This is a genomic window from Hyphococcus sp., assembly GCF_965267305.1.
In the GTDB taxonomy this organism is placed as follows: domain Bacteria; phylum Pseudomonadota; class Alphaproteobacteria; order Caulobacterales; family Parvularculaceae; genus Hyphococcus.
Window position 1 is genome coordinate 612,525 of record NZ_OZ253945.1, and the last position, 17,339, is coordinate 629,863.

18 protein-coding genes are annotated in these 17,339 nt (G+C 56.8%); 12 read left to right on the top strand and 6 right to left on the bottom strand.

Translation table 11 applies throughout. The features are described 5' to 3' along the window. Positions 1-98: 98 nt before the first annotated feature. The 10 genes from ACQY5P_RS02865 to ACQY5P_RS02910 all read left to right on the top strand — a co-directional run bounded on the left by ACQY5P_RS02865 (position 99) and on the right by ACQY5P_RS02910 (position 10,686). Positions 99-1,814, top strand: a complete 1,716-nt coding sequence (locus tag ACQY5P_RS02865; RefSeq protein WP_428409340.1) for an ABC transporter transmembrane domain-containing protein — start codon at positions 99-101, stop codon at positions 1,812-1,814. Further along, positions 1,811-4,033, top strand: a complete 2,223-nt coding sequence (locus tag ACQY5P_RS02870; protein WP_428409341.1) for a peptidase domain-containing ABC transporter — start codon at positions 1,811-1,813, stop codon at positions 4,031-4,033. Before ACQY5P_RS02865 ends, ACQY5P_RS02870 begins: the two co-directional genes overlap by 4 nt. A 22-nt stretch (positions 4,034-4,055) precedes the next feature. Then, positions 4,056-5,405 (top strand): HlyD family type I secretion periplasmic adaptor subunit, encoded by a 1,350-nt coding sequence (locus tag ACQY5P_RS02875; RefSeq protein WP_428409342.1) that lies wholly within the window; start codon positions 4,056-4,058, stop codon positions 5,403-5,405. A gap of 255 nt (positions 5,406-5,660) precedes the next feature. Then, on the top strand, positions 5,661-5,966 hold the full coding sequence (locus ACQY5P_RS02880; RefSeq protein ID WP_428409343.1) for an STAS domain-containing protein: 306 nt from the start codon (positions 5,661-5,663) through the stop codon (positions 5,964-5,966). Further along, a complete protein-coding gene (locus ACQY5P_RS02885; protein WP_428409344.1) occupies positions 5,966-6,331 on the top strand; it encodes a response regulator in 366 nt (121 codons plus the stop codon). The genes ACQY5P_RS02880 and ACQY5P_RS02885 overlap by 1 nt, the downstream gene beginning before the upstream one ends. 15 nt (positions 6,332-6,346) lie before the next feature. Next, positions 6,347-8,506 carry a chemotaxis protein CheA gene (locus ACQY5P_RS02890; RefSeq protein ID WP_428409345.1) on the top strand — a complete coding sequence of 720 codons (2,160 nt, stop codon included), beginning with the start codon at positions 6,347-6,349 and terminating at the stop codon, positions 8,504-8,506. 5 nt (positions 8,507-8,511) lie between these two features. Beyond that, entirely contained in the window at positions 8,512-8,994 is a 483-nt protein-coding gene (locus ACQY5P_RS02895; protein ID WP_428409346.1) for a chemotaxis protein CheW, read from the top strand. After that, complete coding sequence (locus tag ACQY5P_RS02900) at positions 8,991-9,866, top strand: CheR family methyltransferase (protein ID WP_428409347.1); 876 nt, start codon at positions 8,991-8,993, stop codon at positions 9,864-9,866. The genes ACQY5P_RS02895 and ACQY5P_RS02900 overlap by 4 nt, the downstream gene beginning before the upstream one ends. A 34-nt stretch (positions 9,867-9,900) precedes the next feature. After that, positions 9,901-10,290: a response regulator gene (locus tag ACQY5P_RS02905; RefSeq protein ID WP_428409348.1), complete on the top strand. Its 390-nt coding sequence runs from the start codon at positions 9,901-9,903 to the stop codon at positions 10,288-10,290. 27 nt (positions 10,291-10,317) lie between these two features. Further along, positions 10,318-10,686, top strand: coding sequence for a hypothetical protein (locus tag ACQY5P_RS02910; protein WP_428409349.1), 369 nt, complete (start codon positions 10,318-10,320; stop codon positions 10,684-10,686). A 72-nt stretch (positions 10,687-10,758) separates the two neighbouring features. On the opposite strand, the gene ACQY5P_RS02915 is transcribed toward ACQY5P_RS02910, so the two are convergent. From ACQY5P_RS02915 to ACQY5P_RS02930, 4 genes are all read right to left on the bottom strand, one after another. Further along, entirely contained in the window at positions 10,759-11,322 is a 564-nt protein-coding gene (locus ACQY5P_RS02915; protein WP_428409350.1) for a chemotaxis protein CheD, read from the bottom strand. Next, positions 11,315-12,355: a protein-glutamate methylesterase/protein-glutamine glutaminase gene (locus ACQY5P_RS02920; RefSeq protein WP_428409351.1), complete on the bottom strand. Its 1,041-nt coding sequence runs from the start codon at positions 12,353-12,355 to the stop codon at positions 11,315-11,317. The genes ACQY5P_RS02915 and ACQY5P_RS02920 overlap by 8 nt, the downstream gene beginning before the upstream one ends. A 78-nt stretch (positions 12,356-12,433) precedes the next feature. After that, on the bottom strand, positions 12,434-14,215 hold the full coding sequence (locus ACQY5P_RS02925) for a methyl-accepting chemotaxis protein (protein ID WP_428409352.1): 1,782 nt from the start codon (positions 14,213-14,215) through the stop codon (positions 12,434-12,436). Then, positions 14,104-14,958: a PAS domain S-box protein gene (locus ACQY5P_RS02930; RefSeq protein WP_428409353.1), complete on the bottom strand. Its 855-nt coding sequence runs from the start codon at positions 14,956-14,958 to the stop codon at positions 14,104-14,106. Before ACQY5P_RS02930 ends, ACQY5P_RS02925 begins: the two co-directional genes overlap by 112 nt. A 467-nt stretch (positions 14,959-15,425) precedes the next feature. Here ACQY5P_RS02930 and ACQY5P_RS02935 point away from each other — a divergent pair, with 467 nt between their 5' ends. Continuing rightward, positions 15,426-15,695, top strand: coding sequence for a hypothetical protein (locus ACQY5P_RS02935; protein ID WP_428409354.1), 270 nt, complete (start codon positions 15,426-15,428; stop codon positions 15,693-15,695). Between the two features lie 67 nt (positions 15,696-15,762). On the opposite strand, the gene ACQY5P_RS02940 is transcribed toward ACQY5P_RS02935, so the two are convergent. Continuing rightward, the gene (locus ACQY5P_RS02940; protein ID WP_428409355.1) at positions 15,763-16,041 is read right to left on the bottom strand and encodes a hypothetical protein; all 279 of its coding nucleotides are present in this window, start codon (positions 16,039-16,041) and stop codon (positions 15,763-15,765) included. Between the two features lie 110 nt (positions 16,042-16,151). Between ACQY5P_RS02940 and ACQY5P_RS02945 the strand changes: the two genes are divergently transcribed. Further along, a complete protein-coding gene (locus ACQY5P_RS02945; RefSeq protein WP_428409356.1) occupies positions 16,152-16,583 on the top strand; it encodes a septal ring lytic transglycosylase RlpA family protein in 432 nt (143 codons plus the stop codon). Here the strand turns inward: ACQY5P_RS02945 and ACQY5P_RS02950 are convergent. Continuing rightward, positions 16,574-16,969 carry a hypothetical protein gene (locus ACQY5P_RS02950; protein ID WP_428409357.1) on the bottom strand — a complete coding sequence of 132 codons (396 nt, stop codon included), beginning with the start codon at positions 16,967-16,969 and terminating at the stop codon, positions 16,574-16,576. The genes ACQY5P_RS02945 and ACQY5P_RS02950 overlap by 10 nt on opposite strands. Positions 16,970-17,339: the final 370 nt, after the last annotated feature.

Consider the following 17,339-nt stretch of genomic DNA (forward strand, 5'->3'; position numbering starts at 1 on the left):
GCAATTTTTCCAACTTTTATGTCCTCCGTAACATATTTCCGAAAGGATTTAACCATAAACGAATGTTGAAGACGGGCCGATAAATAGAAGTATCCGGTATGCGTTCCATCGTAAGTGAATTCGCCTCCGAACTCTTTAAGGACAGCGGAAGCGGCGGCGGCGAGCTGCGGCCGCCACGCATGGACCGCACAACCTACGCCGCCTCATGCATCATTAATCTTCTCTCTCTGGCGCTGCCGCTCAGCATACTGCAAATCTATGACCGGGTTTTGCCAAATTCCGCCTTTGAAACACTCGCAGTGTTAATTGTTCTGCTTGCCGCTGCTGTGCTCACTGACAGTGTCCTAAAATATTTACGCTCGATGGTGATAAACTGGTCCTCGGCGGCTTTCACGCATAACATCGCCGTCAAAGCCATCACAACAATGTTGTCAGCGCGTCCCTCAGAATTTAGCCGGACAGCGCCCAGCGAACATCTTGAACGGCTCAACGCCATCACCAGCCTCGGCAATCATTATAGCGCTCAGTCACGGACCGTTCTTGTAGATGTTCTGTTCATCCCAGTCTTTGCGACAGTCATTATACTGATAGGAGGCTGGATCTTCGCTGCGGTCATTGGGCTTTTTGCGATTTTCGGCTATCTCGCGATGAAAGGAACGCAGTCATTGAATGCGACCGTGGCGGAACGAGAGCGGTTGGATTCAAAGAAACAGGACTTCATTATCGACGTTCTCCGGTCCATGCGAACAGTCAAGGCTTGCGCCATGGAGCCACAAATGATGCGGCGCTTTGAGCGCCTTCAGTCCGCAGCTAGCCTTACGACTCAAAAAATGATCCGTCTCACCGGGATCGCGCAAACCTATATGAGCGTCTACGCCTCTCTTTCGACAGTCGTGATAGTATGCGCGGGAGCTCTTCTTGTTCTGAACGGCCGCTTGACGCTGGGCGCCCTCGCCTGCTGCATGCTTCTTTCTTCTCAGCTATTGCAGCCATTGATGCGCTCCCTATCCAGCTGGAATGAATTCAAGCTCGCAGAACACCGGCGCGAGCGCGCCTCTGCGATATTTAATTCAAGCGACTCTCATATAATGCCCCTCGCCAGGTTCCCGGAACGGTTTTCACCAAAATCCGTCTCTCTAATAAATATCAGTATCAGCCATGAGTCGGGAAGGGAGTTATTCTCCGATGTTAGTCTGGAGATCGCAGCCGGTGAATTTATCGCAATAATCGGGGATGATGGGAGCAGCCGATCAACATTGATGCGTGCTCTTGTGCAGGATGCGCTCCTTACAAAAGGCGAGATACGGGTCGGGCCCGACACCTGCGGCCCAGGAGCGCCTAATATTCTGCGTCGGCATGTGCGCTATGTGGGGCTTAACCCGGTCATCTTCCGCGGCACCATCCTCGACAACATCACTCTTTTTAACGAAACGCCGGTGAAGATCGCTCTCTCCGCAGCGCAGTTTACCGGGCTTGACGACGAAGTCATGCGGATGCCTTCCGGTTATGACACGCTATTGAAGAGCGCTGGGGGCCGGGATGTTCCGGCGCCCACAGCTCAACGGATCACCCTAACCCGTGCACTCGCCATGAGACCTTCCGTTCTAGTGCTCGATGAAGCCAATACGCATCTCGACCTTGCCGGAGAACAAAAATTCATTGAGGCCTTAAGCCGCCTCAAGGGAAAAGTAACCACTATTATCGCCACGCATCGCCCTTCTCTGCTGCGGCTTGCGGACAGAACATTCAAAATCGCCAACGGAGCACTCATCCCGGAAAGCAGCGCGCAGACCAACACAAAGGGCGCTGCATGACTATAAGAGAAGATACGGTGAATAGACAGAATGGCCTGGCCGTTCCGGATGAGATGCTTACATCTCAAAAGCATAATCCCGTGCGCCTCTTGCAGGCGCGTTTGGACGAGGCGTTCAAGCGCGACGAAACGCGGAATGCTGTTATCAGCGAAAACTGTCTTGCCGTGCTTGAGAGATTTCTGAAACTAACAGGCTGGGCCCAAGGGCCCCGGCGCATATTCGAAGCCATGCCCCATGCGGATGATGTGTCCAGTGTGCCAGCTTTTCGATCCATGCTCTATCGTCTGGGCTTCACGACCACTGTAGAGCAAGCGACGTTAGATAATCTGAGGCCTGAGTATTTGCCTTGTTTCTTGCGTTATGCAGACGGTTCTGTAGTCTTGGCCGAACAACGCGACCGCGATGGTGAAGTCATCATCTTCGATCCGGCAAGCAAGGGCCGTTCCCGGGCGCGTCCCGACGACATTAACGCCCTGGCGATATTCCCAGAGAAAATCGAAAAGCCCGATAGCCAACAAAATCCAGCGGCAAGTTCCTGGACCGAAGGATTGTTGAAAGCCTTTACTCCGCATATCCGGCAGATCTTTCTTATCAGCTTTGCCGTCAATATTCTCGCTCTGGCGCCGGCAATCTTTGTAATGGCGGTATATGACAAGGCGATCGCAGCCCATTCTTATGATGTGCTTGCAGGCCTCGCCGTAGGCGCCGCCATTGTCATTACTGCCGATTACATGCTGCGCCGCATTCGCGTGGAGCTACAGGCTTATCTGGGCGCGCGTCTCGATGAGCAAATCAATGAAACCGCCTTCGGGCGCCTACTTTTTCTATCTCTGTCGCATACTGAAGATGCGCCAATCGGATCGCAACTGACGCGGTTACGGCAAATGACGTCCCTGCATGAAGCATTTACGGGCCCATTGGCGAGCGCAATATTCGACTTGCCTTATATCGTTCTGTTTATCGCCGTCATCGCTCTGATTGGCGGGCCGCTTGTATGGGCGCCGATTTCCCTGATTGCCTTTTACGGACTTGCAGCATGCTGGGCGGTTCCAAAAACAGGCGAATTGATAAGAAAATCAGGAGAGACGAGAGCCCAGCTCAACAATCTCACCGTTGAAGCAGTCTCCTGCCAAAAAGCCATAAACGATCTCGCGGCTGAACATGTATGGTTGCGTCGTCACCGCAAGCTTTCTGCCGAAGCCGCTATCGCGAATATGAAAGCGCGGCAGATTCACTCGCTGTTGCAGATTTTTTCTCAATCCATGGTCGTGCTGGCCGGCGTCGGCGTTCTTGCCTTCGGCGTGAATATGGTGATTGAAGGCGATCTTTCAGGCGGCGCACTGATCGCAGTTATGGCTCTCTCATGGCGGGTTCTTGGTCCAATTCGCAATCTCTTCCTCACAGGGCTTACGCTTGGGCAAGTTTTACAGAGCTTCCAGCAGATTAACCGCCTGGCGCGGCTTCCTTTGGAATCAGAGTCGAATACAGGGTCTTCTATTCCGCGCAGCTTCAAAGGACATATCGTTGTAGACAAAGTGTCCTTCCGCCATCCGGGACAGCGGGAGCCCACCTTGCGCGGCGTCTCCTTAGACGCCCGTCCCGGCGAGCTAGTTTGCATCTATGGACGCAGCGGCGCCGGCGCCTCCACCATGTTGCGGGTGTTGCTCGGTCTGCATCAGCAACAGGCCGGCTCCATCTATATTGATGGGCTTGATTTGCGGCAGTTGGACAAGGGCGAATGGCGTCAGGCCGTTGGCGTCGGCCTTCAATGGGTGGATTTGTTCCACGGCACGGTCGCCCAAAACATACGCCTCGCACGCCCCGACGCCTCGGATGAAGACCTCGAAAGCATCGCTCAAAAACTGGGAATCGATCAATATTACGGAAATGCTCTGGAGCTTGGCTTGGAAACGCGCTGCACGACCATGGCCCGTTCCGCTTGGCCGGAGCCATTGCTGACTCGCATCAATTTGGCTCGCGCCTTTATCAAAGATGCGCCGATCTACATTCTTGATGAACCGGCTGTCATGCTCGATCACACGGGCGAGAAAGCGCTACTGTCGATCATACAAGAAAAAAGAAGCGTAAGCACGATCATCATGAAAACCCAACGCCCGAGCCATATGCGCATAGCTGACAAGGTTGTGTGGCTCGATCGCGGCATGGTGCGCGATTTTGGAACGCCTGAGCAAATCGTGCCGAAAGTTCTTGCAGCGTAAAAGCGAATTCAAGAGTAAGATCATGACGAAACCCAACATGCAGGCCGTTGCGAAACACGAGAAAGTGGGAGAAAGGCATGGTCTTTCTCTGCCGCTTGAACTGGAGGAAGGCGCGCCGCCGCATCTCGCGAAGTCGGCGATGGCGGTTGTGAGCGGTCTTTTCATCTTTCTTCTTGTCTGGGCGAATATCGCTCATGTGCGTGAACTCTCTGTCGCCACCGGCGAAATCGCCCCCTATGGCTCAACCCGGGAAGCCGCCCATTACGAAGGCGGCATTATCGAAGAACTGCTCGTCAAACCGGGCGACAGCGTTTCTGAAGGTCAGCCTCTTGCCAAACTGCGTGCAGAAAGCGGAGGCGGCGAATTTGACCGTCTCGGCGCCCGCCGCGCAAGCCTGGAGATCCGCGCTGAACGAATGGCGGCGCAAATGGAGCGCCGCGAGGCCGACTTTTCGTTATGGCGGGACACTTGGCTGAATCTTGTAACAGAGCAGGAAGCCGTCTTTGAGGCCGCGAGCGCGCAACATCGAGCCGCCATGGAGACTTTTATTTCCCGCGAGGCCTCAGCGCAAGCTGAGGTGATCAAAGCCGAAGCAGAACTGAAGACCGAAACCGACCTGCTCCAATATGCCCGAGAACAGCTCGCCATTCAGGATGAATTGATCGATGAAGGATTTACGTCGAAACAGACCTATCTGCAGGCGAAATCCAATGTTGCGAGCGCCAAAATGACTGTGGTGGTCGCCCAAACGCGGCTCGATCAAGCCCGCGACGCCCTGAACGCCGCCTCGGCAGAACGCGCCGGCGCTGAAGCGGAGTATAAAAGCCGTATCGCGGAAGAACGCGCCAGCATACTCAGCGAGCTTGCAGAGATCGAACAGCCCTTCATGTCTTCTCGCGATAGATCGGACCGTCTTACCGTTCGGGCGCCGGTCGCCGGCGTTGTTAACGAAATATTTATCAACGGTGCTGGAGACGTTGTCCGACCCGGAGGCGTTATTGCGGAAATCACGCCTACTGGCGCTGAATTTTTCGCCGAAGTACGAATCAACCCCAAAGATATCGGCCATATCAGCCCCGGCCAGACGACGGATATCTCCGTGACCACCTTCGACCCGAACCGATACGGAAAATTAACCGGTCAAGTCTCGCATATTTCGGCCGACAGCTTCACCGACGAACGCACCGGCGAGGCTTATTATATTGCGTCCATCGCGCTCGACGAGCAGAAAATCGGAAAAGGCGCATATTCCCACACGCTGACCCCTGGCATGCAGGTTCGGGCGGAAATCGTCACTCAATCGCGCACGCTGATGCAATACATCCTGAAGCCTGTGAACCGATCGCTCGACCGCGCGTTTACTGAACGCTAATCCGGGTCCGGATGGATATTGCGAATGAGCCAAGGTGGGCCCTGCAAGGATTTGTTTACCCGCCCCCAAACGACGGCGAGCTTCGCGCGGCCCGGTACGACCGCGCGTTAGGCAGCAAGTACAGCCGCTCACCCAGAAATCGGTCGGCGCGCCCGTCAAACCAAATTTTAAGGTTGTCCCTTTAAAAAGGCTCTACCTCAGATTGCCGCGGTCCCGGCCGAAAGTCCGTCCGCCAGCACGAAACCGAAAAACGGAATGGACAGCGTGAGCGACCAACAACAAGCCTCCGATCCCTTTGTCCTTAATCCCCGCCTCGACTTGACCGCGGCCGCTGGATTATGCGCCGCGTTGAAAGAGCGCCGGGGAAATGCGCTTACTATTGACGCGATGAATGTCGAGCACCTCGGTTCTCAATGCCTTCAAGTATTGATTTCAGCCGCTGCGACATGGCGTTCGGACAATGCAGAGCTTTCCTATTGCGGTCAGTCCGATGCATTCACTGCAGCGCTTCAGTCCTTCGGGGCGCCTGTCGAAGCGCTTCTAACGGGAGAGAGAAACTAATGGCATTGACAATTCTTGCCGTCGACGATTCCCGCACCATGCGCGACATGTTGAGTTTCGCGCTCAAGGGCGCTGGCTTTGAGGTTTCCGTCGCAGAAGATGGCGTTCATGGGCTGGAAGTTCTGCCCGACGTGCGTCCCGACGTCATCATTACTGATATGAACATGCCTCGCATGGATGGTCTTGGTTTTATAAAAGGGGTCCGCGCAGACGATTTGTTCCGTGCGACCCCCATTCTTGTTCTCACCACGGAAAGCGGTGCGGAGTTGAAAGCGAAAGCACGCGACGCCGGCGCCACGGGGTGGATTGTCAAGCCTTTCGACAAAGACAAGCTCGTCGCCGCCATTCGCCGCATTGCCGCCTAAAGGGGAGTTTCTTTCATGGATCCGATGGAAGAGATAAAACAGACATTCTTCATTGAGTGCGAAGATCTTCTGGAAGAACTGGAACATGGCCTGATGGCCATGAATGACGGCAGCGCCGATGCGGAAACCGTTAACGCCGTTTTTCGCGCCGCCCATTCCATCAAAGGCGGGGCCGGCGCTTTTGCGCTCGACGATCTCGTGCGGTTTGCGCACAAGTTTGAAACCACGCTCGATGAAGTCCGTCAGGATCGACTGGAAGCAACCGCCGACGTGATGAAGGTGTTTCTGCGTTCCGGCGATATGCTTGCAGACTTGGTCCACAACTCCCGAGACGGCGTGGAAATCGACGCCGGCGCCGTTGACGAACTGATCGCCGAGCTGGAGTCCTTCTGCAATCCGGACGGCGCGCCGGCGGAACCTGAAGAGAAACCTGATTTCCAACCCATGGCCCTTGCTTTGGATCTTGATCTTGACCTTGGCGAGGAAACCGAGTCTGCGGCGCCGCAACTCAATGTATTCAATATTGTCTTCAGGCCGCGCAAAGAGCTTTATGCCAACGGCAATGAGACGTCTTTCCTTTTGCGGGCGTTAACGGATCTCGGAACCGTTGAAACTGAATGCGACTACAGCAAAGTTCCTTTGCTGGATGATATCGATCCTGAAGGCGCGTGCCTCGAATGGCGCATCGCTGTCACGACTGAATTCGACGAAGCCCAGGTGCGCGAAGTTTTCGATTTCGTCGAAAGCGACTGCGACCTTGAAATCACCCAAGGCGAAAGCGTCAGCGCGCCGGAAAAGTCAGCCGAGATTGAGCCGGAAGCCGAAGAAGAAACGGCCTCCTTGGGAAAGTCAGAAGCGCCGGCTGAGGCTGCGGCGCCTGAACCTGCTCCTGTTTTGGAAAGCGCGCCCTCAGCCTCCAACGCCCAAGTTGAGAAGAATGCAGCTGCCTCTGATAAAAGCGGTGGCGCGAAAGCGACCATCCGCGTCGATCTCGACCGGGTTGACCGCTTGATAAACCTTGTCGGGGAACTCGTCATCAACCAGGCGATGGTGTCGCAATGTGTAGAAGAGGCTGGTCTTGCCGCAAATTCTTCTGTCGCAACCGGCCTTGATGAATTCAACCAGCTGACGCGTGAAATTCAGGAAAGTGTGATGGCGATTCGCGCGCAGCCTGTAAAATCGCTGTTCCAGCGTATGTCCCGGATCGTGCGCGAAGCCGCCAATGCAACTGGCAAAACGGTGCGCCTTGTCACGGATGGCGAGACAACCGAAGTTGACAAGACCGTTATCGAGCGCCTCGCCGATCCCCTCACCCATATGATCAGGAACGCAGTCGATCACGGGCTGGAAAAACCGCAAGATCGCCTCGCGAAAAACAAACCGGAAGAGGGCCTCATCCGCCTCACTGCGGCGCACAGATCCGGCCGCGTGGTGATCGACATTGTAGATGATGGCGCCGGCATCAATCGTGAACGCGTAAAACAGATCGCTGTTGAGAAGGGGCTGATCTCGGCCGACGCGGTCTTGAGCGACAGTGAAATTGACAATCTCTTGTTCATGCCAGGGTTTTCAACGGCGAAAGAAGTCTCCAACCTCTCCGGACGCGGCGTCGGGATGGATGTCGTGAAGCGGGCTATTCAAGCACTCGGCGGACGAATCGCCATCTCTTCAACACCTGGCAAAGGCTCGACCTTCTCAATCAGCCTGCCACTCACTCTGGCGGTTCTCGATGGCATGGTCGTTCGCGTCGCCGATCAAACTTTTGTCGCTCCTTTGAGCGCTATAGTTGAAACATTCAAACCTGAGCCTTCTTACATCCACACCGTAGGCGACGGCTCTGACGTCGTGTCCGTGCGGGGCTCTTTCGTTCCCATTGTCGATTTGGGCGCTCTTCTTGGCTTCCGCGAACCACTGGAAAATTACAATCACAAAGTCATCTTGTTGGTGGAGAACGCTAATGGCGTGCGATCCGCGCTTGTTGTCGACAACATTCAGGATCAGCGTCAGGTCGTCATCAAAGGCCTTGAAGACAATTATGGCCATGTTCCGGACATCGCCGCCGCGACGATCCTGGGCGATGGCCGCATAGCGCTTATTCTCGACACAGACTCACTCATTACGTCCCCCGCCAACAAAGGCGGTCTTCCAGAAGCTGAACTAGCACTTGCAGGGTGAAACATATGGCTCAAGCAGCAGAACGTATCAACGAACATAGCGACGACATGCGTGAGTTCGTATCCTTCCGGATCGGCGATCAGGAATACTGCGTAGACATCATGTCGGTGCGCGAAATCCGCGGATGGACGCCCGCAACCGCGGTTCCTCACGCGCCCCATTACGTTCGCGGAGTCATCAATCTGCGCGGCGCCGTTCTTCCCATTGTCGACCTTGCGACCCGTCTGGGCCTCGAGCCCCCAAAACCCACACAGCGTCATGTCATTATCGTGACCCAGGTCGGGGACCATGTCGTCGGTCTTCTCGTTGACGCGGTCTCGGACATTCTCGGCATCACGGATCAGAAACTCCAGCCTACCCCCGATGTGGCCTCTGAAACCGCCAAGGCGTTCGTGAAAGGGTTGTTGACGGTCGATGATCGCATGATCCGTTACATCGCCCTGGAAAGCATACTGCCGGCCAAAGAAACCTCGAGCATGAATGTATGACGACAGGGGCAGTCCGGTCGCCTTCCGCACAAACAGCGCAAGGCGAACTTCAGTACACCGACGCTGATTTCCGGCGCATCGCCTCCATCTTGATGGAGGACGCCGGCATTGCCTTGCCCGCGACCAAGGCCCCGCTCGTCTACTCCCGCCTTGCTAAGCGTTTGCGCGTACTGCGGATCGGGACATTCAAGGATTACTGCAATTTCGTTCAGAGCGATGAAGGCGCGACCGAGCGCCGCGAGATGATGACTGCGCTCACGACGAACGTGACGCACTTTTTCCGCGAGCCGCACCATTTCGAAGAGCTGAAGAGCCGCGTTGCTCCCCCTCTTCTTGAGAACGCCCGGCGCGGCGGCCGAGTCCGCATATGGTCAGCCGGAAGCTCAACCGGCCAGGAAGTCTACTCCATAGCAATGACATTGCTCGAAATGGAGCCGGAGCTGGCGAAGTACGACGTCAAATTGCTGGCGACGGATATCGATCCCAAGGTGCTGGAAAAAGGCCGTGAAGGTGTGTATTCAAACACCGTCATGGCGAATGTGAGTGAGACGTTCCGTTCGCGGTACTTCAAGAAAATCGAAGGACCTATCGAACCTTCATGGCAGATCCGTTCGAACGTGCGCAACCTGGTTTCGTTCAAGGAGCTGAACCTACACAAACAGTTTCCCATGCGCGGGCCGTTCGATGTGATTTTCTGCCGGAACGTCGTGATCTATTTTGAAAAGTCAATGGAAGAAGCCGTGTGGAGCCGCTTCAATGCTGTCCTGGCTCCTGGAGGCTATCTTTTTGTCGGACATTCCGAGCGTGTTTCGGGAGCGGCCGCAAAGTCTCTTTTGACATGCGGCGTCACAGCATATCGAAAGCAAGGATGACGGCGCGCCGTCAACGCAAGTAAAGGAGCAAACAATGGCGCTAAAAGATGTCATCAAAGTGATGGTTGTCGACGACATGACCGTCAGCCGCGGTCTACTCGAATCGAGCCTCGATCAAATCGGGGTTCGCCATGTGGAGTATGAAAAAGACGGACAGGCCGCGCTGAAAAAATTAGCGACCAAACCGGCTCATCTGATCATATCCGACTACAACATGCCGGTGATGGATGGTCTCGGCCTTTTGAAGGCGTTGCGCGAGAATGAAAAAACCCAAAAGATCGGCTTCATTCTCGTCACCGGCACAGAAGACGCCAAAGTCATCGACAAGGGCAAGGCGCTCGGCATGAATAACTATCTGAAAAAGCCGTTCACGCCCGAGTCCTTGCGCGCCTGCATCGAAGCGGTTCTTGGACCTTTAGGTTAAGATCAAGACCGGCAGGAGTTGCGTAACATGAATCCGCGTCCTTCAGCACCGGCGGCGACGCTTTTGTCGAACGCCAGCCGCGAACTGCGGTCATTGCGCATTCTTGTGGAGCGTTTCGAAGCCGCCGCCTATGTTCTTCTCAAGAATTCGGATATCGCCGACTGCAAAGAGATCACCGATATCCAGGAACTCGATCATCTGATGCAGACGATCAACAATATCGCCGATTTCATTGAAGGCATCTCGTCAAAACTGCCCGAAGATCTGAGCGTGCAAGAAGCTGAAGCGCTTAAATCCATCAAACTCGAAGCGCTTGCGAACCGCCTGATGAACAGAAGCGCCGAGCCTGTTCAAGCTGTCGACGATGAAGACAACGGAGACTGCAGCTGGTTTTGAGCCGCCCTTCCGCCAGGCTCCAATTAATTCCGGTATTTTTTTGAGTTTCGCTAAAGCGAAGACCAAGCTCGATCAGAACAACTCGACGTCGCTGCCGGGTTCTTCCACCGGCGCGGGCGCTGGTTTCGGCTTGGCGACCGGCACGGCGGCGGCGTCGCCCATTACGCGCTGACGCGCCCGCCCGGTCGTCGGCTCAAACCGGATCCTGCGCGCCTGCGTCCCTCCAAGACTTTCGCCCACACATGGAATATTCTCCCGCGCCAGAAACTCTCTGGCGAAAGTCGCATTTTTTGCGCCAATGTCCGACAAGCCTTCGATCATACGGGCGCCGCCGAATAGTTTCGCCTGCAACCGATATTTGTCAGCGCCTTTTTTCAGAAGCGCGTTAATGAGTAGCTCCATGGCGTGAACGCCGAATGTCATCTCCCCGCTTCGCGACGCGTCGCCGGGAAGCAGAAAATGGTTCATGCCGCCAACCCGCGCCACAGGATCGAAAAGGCACGTCGCCACGCATGACCCTAAAATGGTAGTCATTACTGCGTTGGGGTCCCTGCTGACGGAGAAATCCCCCTGAATAACGTGGATAGTCTTCACGGCTGACTGGGCGACCGTGGATGAGGCGGCGTTGCTATGCACTGATCCGCCCCTCGTCTTCGGCGCCGCTCAGTTTCAGCAGCGCGGAAGCTATTTTCGACAGCGGCAATTGCTTTTCCACGGCCCCCAGTTCGAAGGCGACCCGCGGCATGCCGTAAACAACAGAGGTCGCTTCGTCCTGGCCGACTGTACGCCCGCCGGCATTACGAATTTCAAGGAGACCTTCCGCTCCGTCCTGGCCCATCCCCGTGAGGATCGCCGCGACAACCCGGGCGCCCAGGGGCGCTACAGAGCGGAACAAAACATCGACCGACGGTTTGTGTCCCGAGACAAGATCGGCATGTGTAAGGCGGCAAGACAATTTCTCGCCGATTTTGACTTCCAGATGGGCTATCCTGCCCGGCGCTATATAGACTTTCCCAACTTCCAGAGGCGCTCCGTCTTTTGCTTCAAGAACCTCCGGCGCGCAAAGGCTGTTCAAGCGCCCGGCAAAACTTGCCGTAAACGATTCGGGCATGTGCTGGGTAATGACGGTCGGCGGGCAGTTCGCCGGAAAATCTTTCAACACTTCGCCCAGCGCTTCAACACCCCCGGTCGATGAGCCGATGGCGATGATCTTATTGGCAGGGCGATAGTTCGCATCCCTTTGAGGGACTGTGCTGGCGTTGCGGCGCTTGCTGATCGGGGATCGCGCCGCGAGCTTGACCTTGCGGGCCAGGTTGGGAAACGCGTTTGCAAGATCGCCATCGGTCGGCTTGCCGACGCAGTCAAAAGCGCCGAGCGCCAGAGCCTCAATCGTCGCCGATGCGCCGTTCTGCGTGAGTGTCGAGACCATGATGACCGGCGTCGGACGCAAACGCATGATTTTCTCAAGAAAATCTATGCCGTTCATATTCGGCATTTCGATATCGAGTGTAATGACGTCAGGAGAATGCGTTTTAATGGCTTCGCGGGCTTCGTAAGGGTCGCCCGCTTCTCCGACAACTTCGATGTCGGGGTCGCTGCGCAGTTTCTGCTTGATAATCGCCCTCATGGTGGGGCTGTCATCAACTACCAGTACGCGCACGCGGTTCATTGCTTTTCTTTCTATTAGCGCGGAAAAGGAGCCGGCGCGCCAATTAGGATGGCGCGCCGGATGTTAATCACGGAAGGGTTAAAAATCCTCCCAATTGTCATCTCCGCCGCCGCTGCCATTGACTTTCAGCACCGCAGCTTGCTGAGTGGCGAACTTTGTCGCCCGCTCACGCTGCACACTGACAGTCTGTTTGGCTTGCGGTTTCGCCGGCTTGTGGACTTGACCGGTGACGCTGCTGACCGCCGCGTCGGTTTTGAACGCCGCCACCATGCGCGCCAGTTCTTCGGCTTCCTGTGCCATGGAATGGCTTGCTGCAGTTGATTCTTCGACCATCGCCGCGTTCTGCTGGGTCACTTGATCGAGCTGGTTCACGGCGACGTTGATTTCGCCGATGCCAGTCGATTGTTCTTTCGCAGAACTTGCAATCGTCGAGACAAGATCATGAATGTTTGTCACCGAGTCGACGATTTCATGGAGCGCCTTGCCGGCCTGGCCGACAAGATCGACGCCCCGGCCCACATGCTGCGAGCTTGTGGAGATGAGCGTCTTGATCTCCTTGGCGGCGTCGGACGAGCGCTGCGCGAGCGCCCGCACCTCCGATGCGACGACCGCAAAGCCGCGGCCGGCGTCGCCCGCCCGCGCCGCTTCGACGCCGGCGTTGAGGGCCAGAAGGTTCGTCTGGAAGGCGATGTCGTCGATGACGCTGATAATCTGCGAAATCTGCTCAGAAGATTTCTCGATTTCAGCCATCGCGCTGACGGCCTCGCGGACGACTTCACCGCTTTCTTCAGCGTTGCGTTTGGCTTCGCTGACAACGCGGTTCGCTTTGTCGGCGCCTTCCGCTGCGCCTTTGACGCTGGCGGTAAGCTCTTCAAGCGAGGCCGCAGTCTGTTCCAACGTCGCCGCCTGGCCTTCCGTACGGCGAGACAAATCGTCCGCCGCCTGGCTGATTTCGCCCGCACTGGTGCGGATGCCGTCGGCGTTGAGCACGACGCCCCGCATAGCTTCGGACAGTTTGGTCACGGCTGCGTTGAAGTCCATGCGAAGCTGCTCGTATTCGTCTGCAAAAGTCTGCTGAATCTGCGAGGTCAGATCGCCATCGGAGAGGCTTTGCAGGCCGGAAGCGAGCGCGCTGACGACAGCTGCTTGTTCGGCCGCTTTGCGGGCGCGCTCTTCTTCGTTGCGTTTGCGCTCGAGTTCGACCTGCGTCACGTCCGACGCGAACTTCACGACCTTATAGGGGTTGCCGTCAAGATCGAATAGCGGGTTGTAGGACGCTTGAATCCAGACCGGATCGCCATTCTTCGCGACACGTTCAAAATGGCCCTCGATAAACTCGCCATTGCGCAGACGATCCCAATGATGTTGATATTCCGGCGACTTTGCAAAAGCTGGAGTCGCGAACATCCGGTGATGTTTTCCGACAATCTCGTCACGAGTATAACCCATGACCGAAAGGAAAGCGTCGTTCGCAGCGATAATCGTTCCATCGAGTTCGAACTCAATAACCGCCTGTGACCGGCTAATGGCCTCTACTTTGGCGCGGGTTTCGTTGCCTTCTTTTTCAACCGCTGTAATGTCAGTCGCGAATTTCACGACTTTGTAAGGCTTGCCTTCAAGATCGAAGATCGGATTGTAAGCAGCTTGAATCCAGATGTCTTCGCCTTCTTTCGTAATACGCTTGTATTTGCCGGCGTCAAATTCGCCGCGACCCAGCTTATCCCAGAAGGCGCGATAGTTCGGAGACTTTACGTCTCGCGGATCGACGAAGATGCTATGATGCTTGCCGACGATCTCATCCAGCCTGTATCCCAGCGTGTTGAGAAAGTTTTCATTGGCGGTGATGACTTTGCCGTCCAACGAGAACTCGATAACAGCTTGAGAGCGTCCAATTTAGACCGGTTCTCGTTTGTTTCGATTTCAGCCTTGGTGATGTCGGAACAGAACTTCATCACTTTGATGGCTTTTCCATTCTCATCAAAGATCGGATTATAACTGGCGCTGATCCAGATCTCGTCGCCGCTCTTAGTTACGCGCTTATATTTTCCGGCATCGAACTCACCGCGTCCCAGCTTGTCCCAGAAAGCACGGTAGGCAGGTCCGCCGCTTTCTTTCGGGTCCACAAAAATACTGTGATGCTTGCCGACGATTTCATTGAGAGAATAGCCGACCGTCTTCAGGAAATTCTCATTTGCCGAGACGATGTTTCCGTCCAGCGTGAACTCAATGACAGCCTGTGACCGGTCGAGCGCGGCGATGACGCTGCGCGCCTTACCCATTTCGGCGCCGCTTGACGCTAACTTGTCCCTGAACTGTTCGAGCGACTTTGCGACTTCGCCGATCTCGTCCTTGCGGCAAGAAACGTCGTTAATGGCTACTGAATAATCCTGACCTGCTACGCGAGTCATGGCTTCGTTTACGGCGTTCAACGGCTTCGTGATGTGACGTACGATCAAGAAGCTGGCGGCGCAGGCGATTGCTACGCCTCCGAGAACGGCGATGGAATGGCCGAAGAAATACATCATCGCCGCTGTCATGAGGACAAGGGCGACAATGACCAACGGCGCTTTGACGGTCAGTTTGATGTCGTTAAAGAATTTCATGTCGGAACTCCGGCGCAGGGATTAAGGTCAGTGACGTTGGGATGAACGGCCGGCGGCGCGAAATGCGCCGCTTAAGCCGCCTTCGGGTGGCAAAAGGACCAGTGCGCCGAGCACGATCGCCGGCGCGATGAAGCAGGACCAGTTCATATGCGAACCCCTAAATCGTCCCGGCTCTCGAAACTCCGAACACAGAGCATTTTTTAGAGCCGGTTCCCTGCACTATCGCCGAAGGTCGTGAAAATACCTTTAACTCGCGCAATCCGCGAAACCTTAACATGTTTTAACTATATGTTTTTAAATGATAATTTTTGTTATAACAATTCTCTGTAGACGGATCGCCAGCCAAATTCAACCTCTTAGGTGACGCCCGTCACACCCGGCGGTGCGGCCATCGCGCTAAGAAAGCCTTAACAGACAGCGCGCCGGCAGTTTCACAGAGCCTGCGGCCAACCCGAAAGGAAACAGCGATGCGTTACGCAAAAACATTCGGCCTCGTCTACGCCGCCCTCGCCGCCGCAATCTTCGCATACTCTCCGCCGGTCCACGCCACGGGTTATATGAAGATCGGCGACGTGAAGGGCGAAAGCCAGGATGATCATTCCGCCGGCGACGAACACGAAGTGGAATACGACGTCGCCGCTGGCGCCAGCGCGACCGGTCAGCCGGATGAGGTCGCCGCGCGGGACAGCCAAGCATCGCGCCCGTCGCGCAAACCGAAACCCCAATCGCGCAACTAGCCCTTGCGCTACTCAGCGGCCGGGCCCTTCACCCTCCCGGTCCGGCCGCCAGCCTTCGCCGCGCGGGTTAACGCCCGCGCGGCTTTTTCTTTTTGTCCTTGCGCTGCTGCGCGTCATGGGTGTCGGCGCTGGCGGGCGCGCCCTCTTCGTCTTCCTCCACATGAATGTCCTGCGCCGGATTCACATCCTCGTCGGGCCATTCATCGCGCCCGCCGTGATGGGCGCGCTCCTCCGCCTCTTTAAGCTTTTGTTCATCCTTCGCCGATTGCACGGACGGCTTTTCCTGTTTTTCCTTTTTGCCGGGCCCGCCGGAGCGGTTGTGTTTATGTTTCGCAGTTGCGGTCATCTTCGCCTCCTTGGGACTCTCCGCCAGGCAGGAAACAGCCGCGAGGGGCCCGTCGTTCCGTCCCGGCGAGGGCGCGCCAGACCGCCGCGACTCCTTTATAGTCCCCCCGCATGAACCCCCGCGCCGCCCTCCTCTTTCTCCTCGCCGCCGCCGCCTGCGGGCGCGAGGCGATGCCCGTCCCGCCGGCCCCGAGCCTCAAGCCCGAATGCGGCGAGGCCTCCTATTATCACCGCTCCCTCGCCGGAAACCCGACCGCGAGCGGCGAGACCTACGATCCGGCGGCGATGACCGCCGCGCATAACTCCCTCGACTTCGGCGCCATGGTCACGGTGCGCCGCCGTTACGATGAAGACGGCGATGGCGGCGAGACCGTCATGGTGCGGATCAATGACCGCGGGCCTTTCGTGAAGGGGCGCATCATCGACCTCTCCCCCGCCGCGGCGAAAGAGATCGGCATTTTCGGCGAGGACGGCGTCGCGGAGGTGTGTCTGTTTGCGGCGCCGCGGCCGTCATCGCTGCCCCGCGATCATCGTCACCCGTGATAATCGCGCGGGCGCGCGGCCGGGTTCCCGGCGCAGCGCGCCTCTTGCGCCATGACACGCGGGGTGATGATGCGGCTCACTATATCGTAATAGGCTTCAATCGTTTGTTCCGAGAACGCCCAATCGATGCGCCCCTCTTCGGCGGGCGCGGCGGCCCCCTCGCCGGCGCGCCGCCGGGCGCGTTTGCGTTTCGCAGCCCCGCGCCTTCCGGGGGCTGTCTCCCCGGCGCCTTTCGCCGCCCGGCCGCTCTCCCCGCGCTTTTTGCGCTCGCGCGCCGCGACCCTTGCTTCATCGGCGGCGCGCAGCTTCGCCTCGAAGGCGAGCAGGCGCTTTTTCGACAGTCCGCGCATGTCGGGGATGGGATCCTTTGGCGTCGTCTCCTCCATAGGGTTCGGGCGCCGCGCTCAAGAGAACGCGAACGGGCAAGATTGAGAGAAGCGCGGAGCGTGAAACGTCCTCGTCGCTTTAGTATCAGCACATGGACGCATCACGCCCCGCGCGCAGTTTTTACAGCGCCGCCAACCGATCGCATCCGGCGACGGCTCTTCAACGCCAACAGGACTGAAGCGCCGCCTTTTCCCCGAAGGCTCGACTGCAACGGCCGGCCGGGTGCTAAGCGCGCCGTCCGTCCTTCGCCCCGGCGAACACACCGGTTGAAACTGGCGAAGGCGGCGCGCCGCCCGCACACTGCCATCAGGGCCGCTGAACGACGGTTCCGGACAACGTCTCTCATGCCCTGACTGCCGAGTAGTATAG

Coding starts and splice junctions, on each gene's coding strand:
- ACQY5P_RS02865 (WP_428409340.1), top strand. CDS start 99: ATGCGTTCCATCGTAAGTGAATTCGCCTCCGAACTCTTTAAGGACAGC.
- ACQY5P_RS02870 (WP_428409341.1), top strand. CDS start 1,811: ATGACTATAAGAGAAGATACGGTGAATAGACAGAATGGCCTGGCCGTT.
- ACQY5P_RS02875 (WP_428409342.1), top strand. CDS start 4,056: ATGACGAAACCCAACATGCAGGCCGTTGCGAAACACGAGAAAGTGGGA.
- ACQY5P_RS02880 (WP_428409343.1), top strand. CDS start 5,661: ATGGACAGCGTGAGCGACCAACAACAAGCCTCCGATCCCTTTGTCCTT.
- ACQY5P_RS02885 (WP_428409344.1), top strand. CDS start 5,966: ATGGCATTGACAATTCTTGCCGTCGACGATTCCCGCACCATGCGCGAC.
- ACQY5P_RS02890 (WP_428409345.1), top strand. CDS start 6,347: ATGGATCCGATGGAAGAGATAAAACAGACATTCTTCATTGAGTGCGAA.
- ACQY5P_RS02895 (WP_428409346.1), top strand. CDS start 8,512: ATGGCTCAAGCAGCAGAACGTATCAACGAACATAGCGACGACATGCGT.
- ACQY5P_RS02900 (WP_428409347.1), top strand. CDS start 8,991: ATGACGACAGGGGCAGTCCGGTCGCCTTCCGCACAAACAGCGCAAGGC.
- ACQY5P_RS02905 (WP_428409348.1), top strand. CDS start 9,901: ATGGCGCTAAAAGATGTCATCAAAGTGATGGTTGTCGACGACATGACC.
- ACQY5P_RS02910 (WP_428409349.1), top strand. CDS start 10,318: ATGAATCCGCGTCCTTCAGCACCGGCGGCGACGCTTTTGTCGAACGCC.
- ACQY5P_RS02920 (WP_428409351.1), bottom strand. CDS start 12,355: ATGAACCGCGTGCGCGTACTGGTAGTTGATGACAGCCCCACCATGAGG.
- ACQY5P_RS02930 (WP_428409353.1), bottom strand. CDS start 14,958: ATGAAATTCTTTAACGACATCAAACTGACCGTCAAAGCGCCGTTGGTC.
- ACQY5P_RS02935 (WP_428409354.1), top strand. CDS start 15,426: ATGCGTTACGCAAAAACATTCGGCCTCGTCTACGCCGCCCTCGCCGCC.
- ACQY5P_RS02940 (WP_428409355.1), bottom strand. CDS start 16,041: ATGACCGCAACTGCGAAACATAAACACAACCGCTCCGGCGGGCCCGGC.
- ACQY5P_RS02945 (WP_428409356.1), top strand. CDS start 16,152: ATGAACCCCCGCGCCGCCCTCCTCTTTCTCCTCGCCGCCGCCGCCTGC.
- ACQY5P_RS02950 (WP_428409357.1), bottom strand. CDS start 16,969: ATGGAGGAGACGACGCCAAAGGATCCCATCCCCGACATGCGCGGACTG.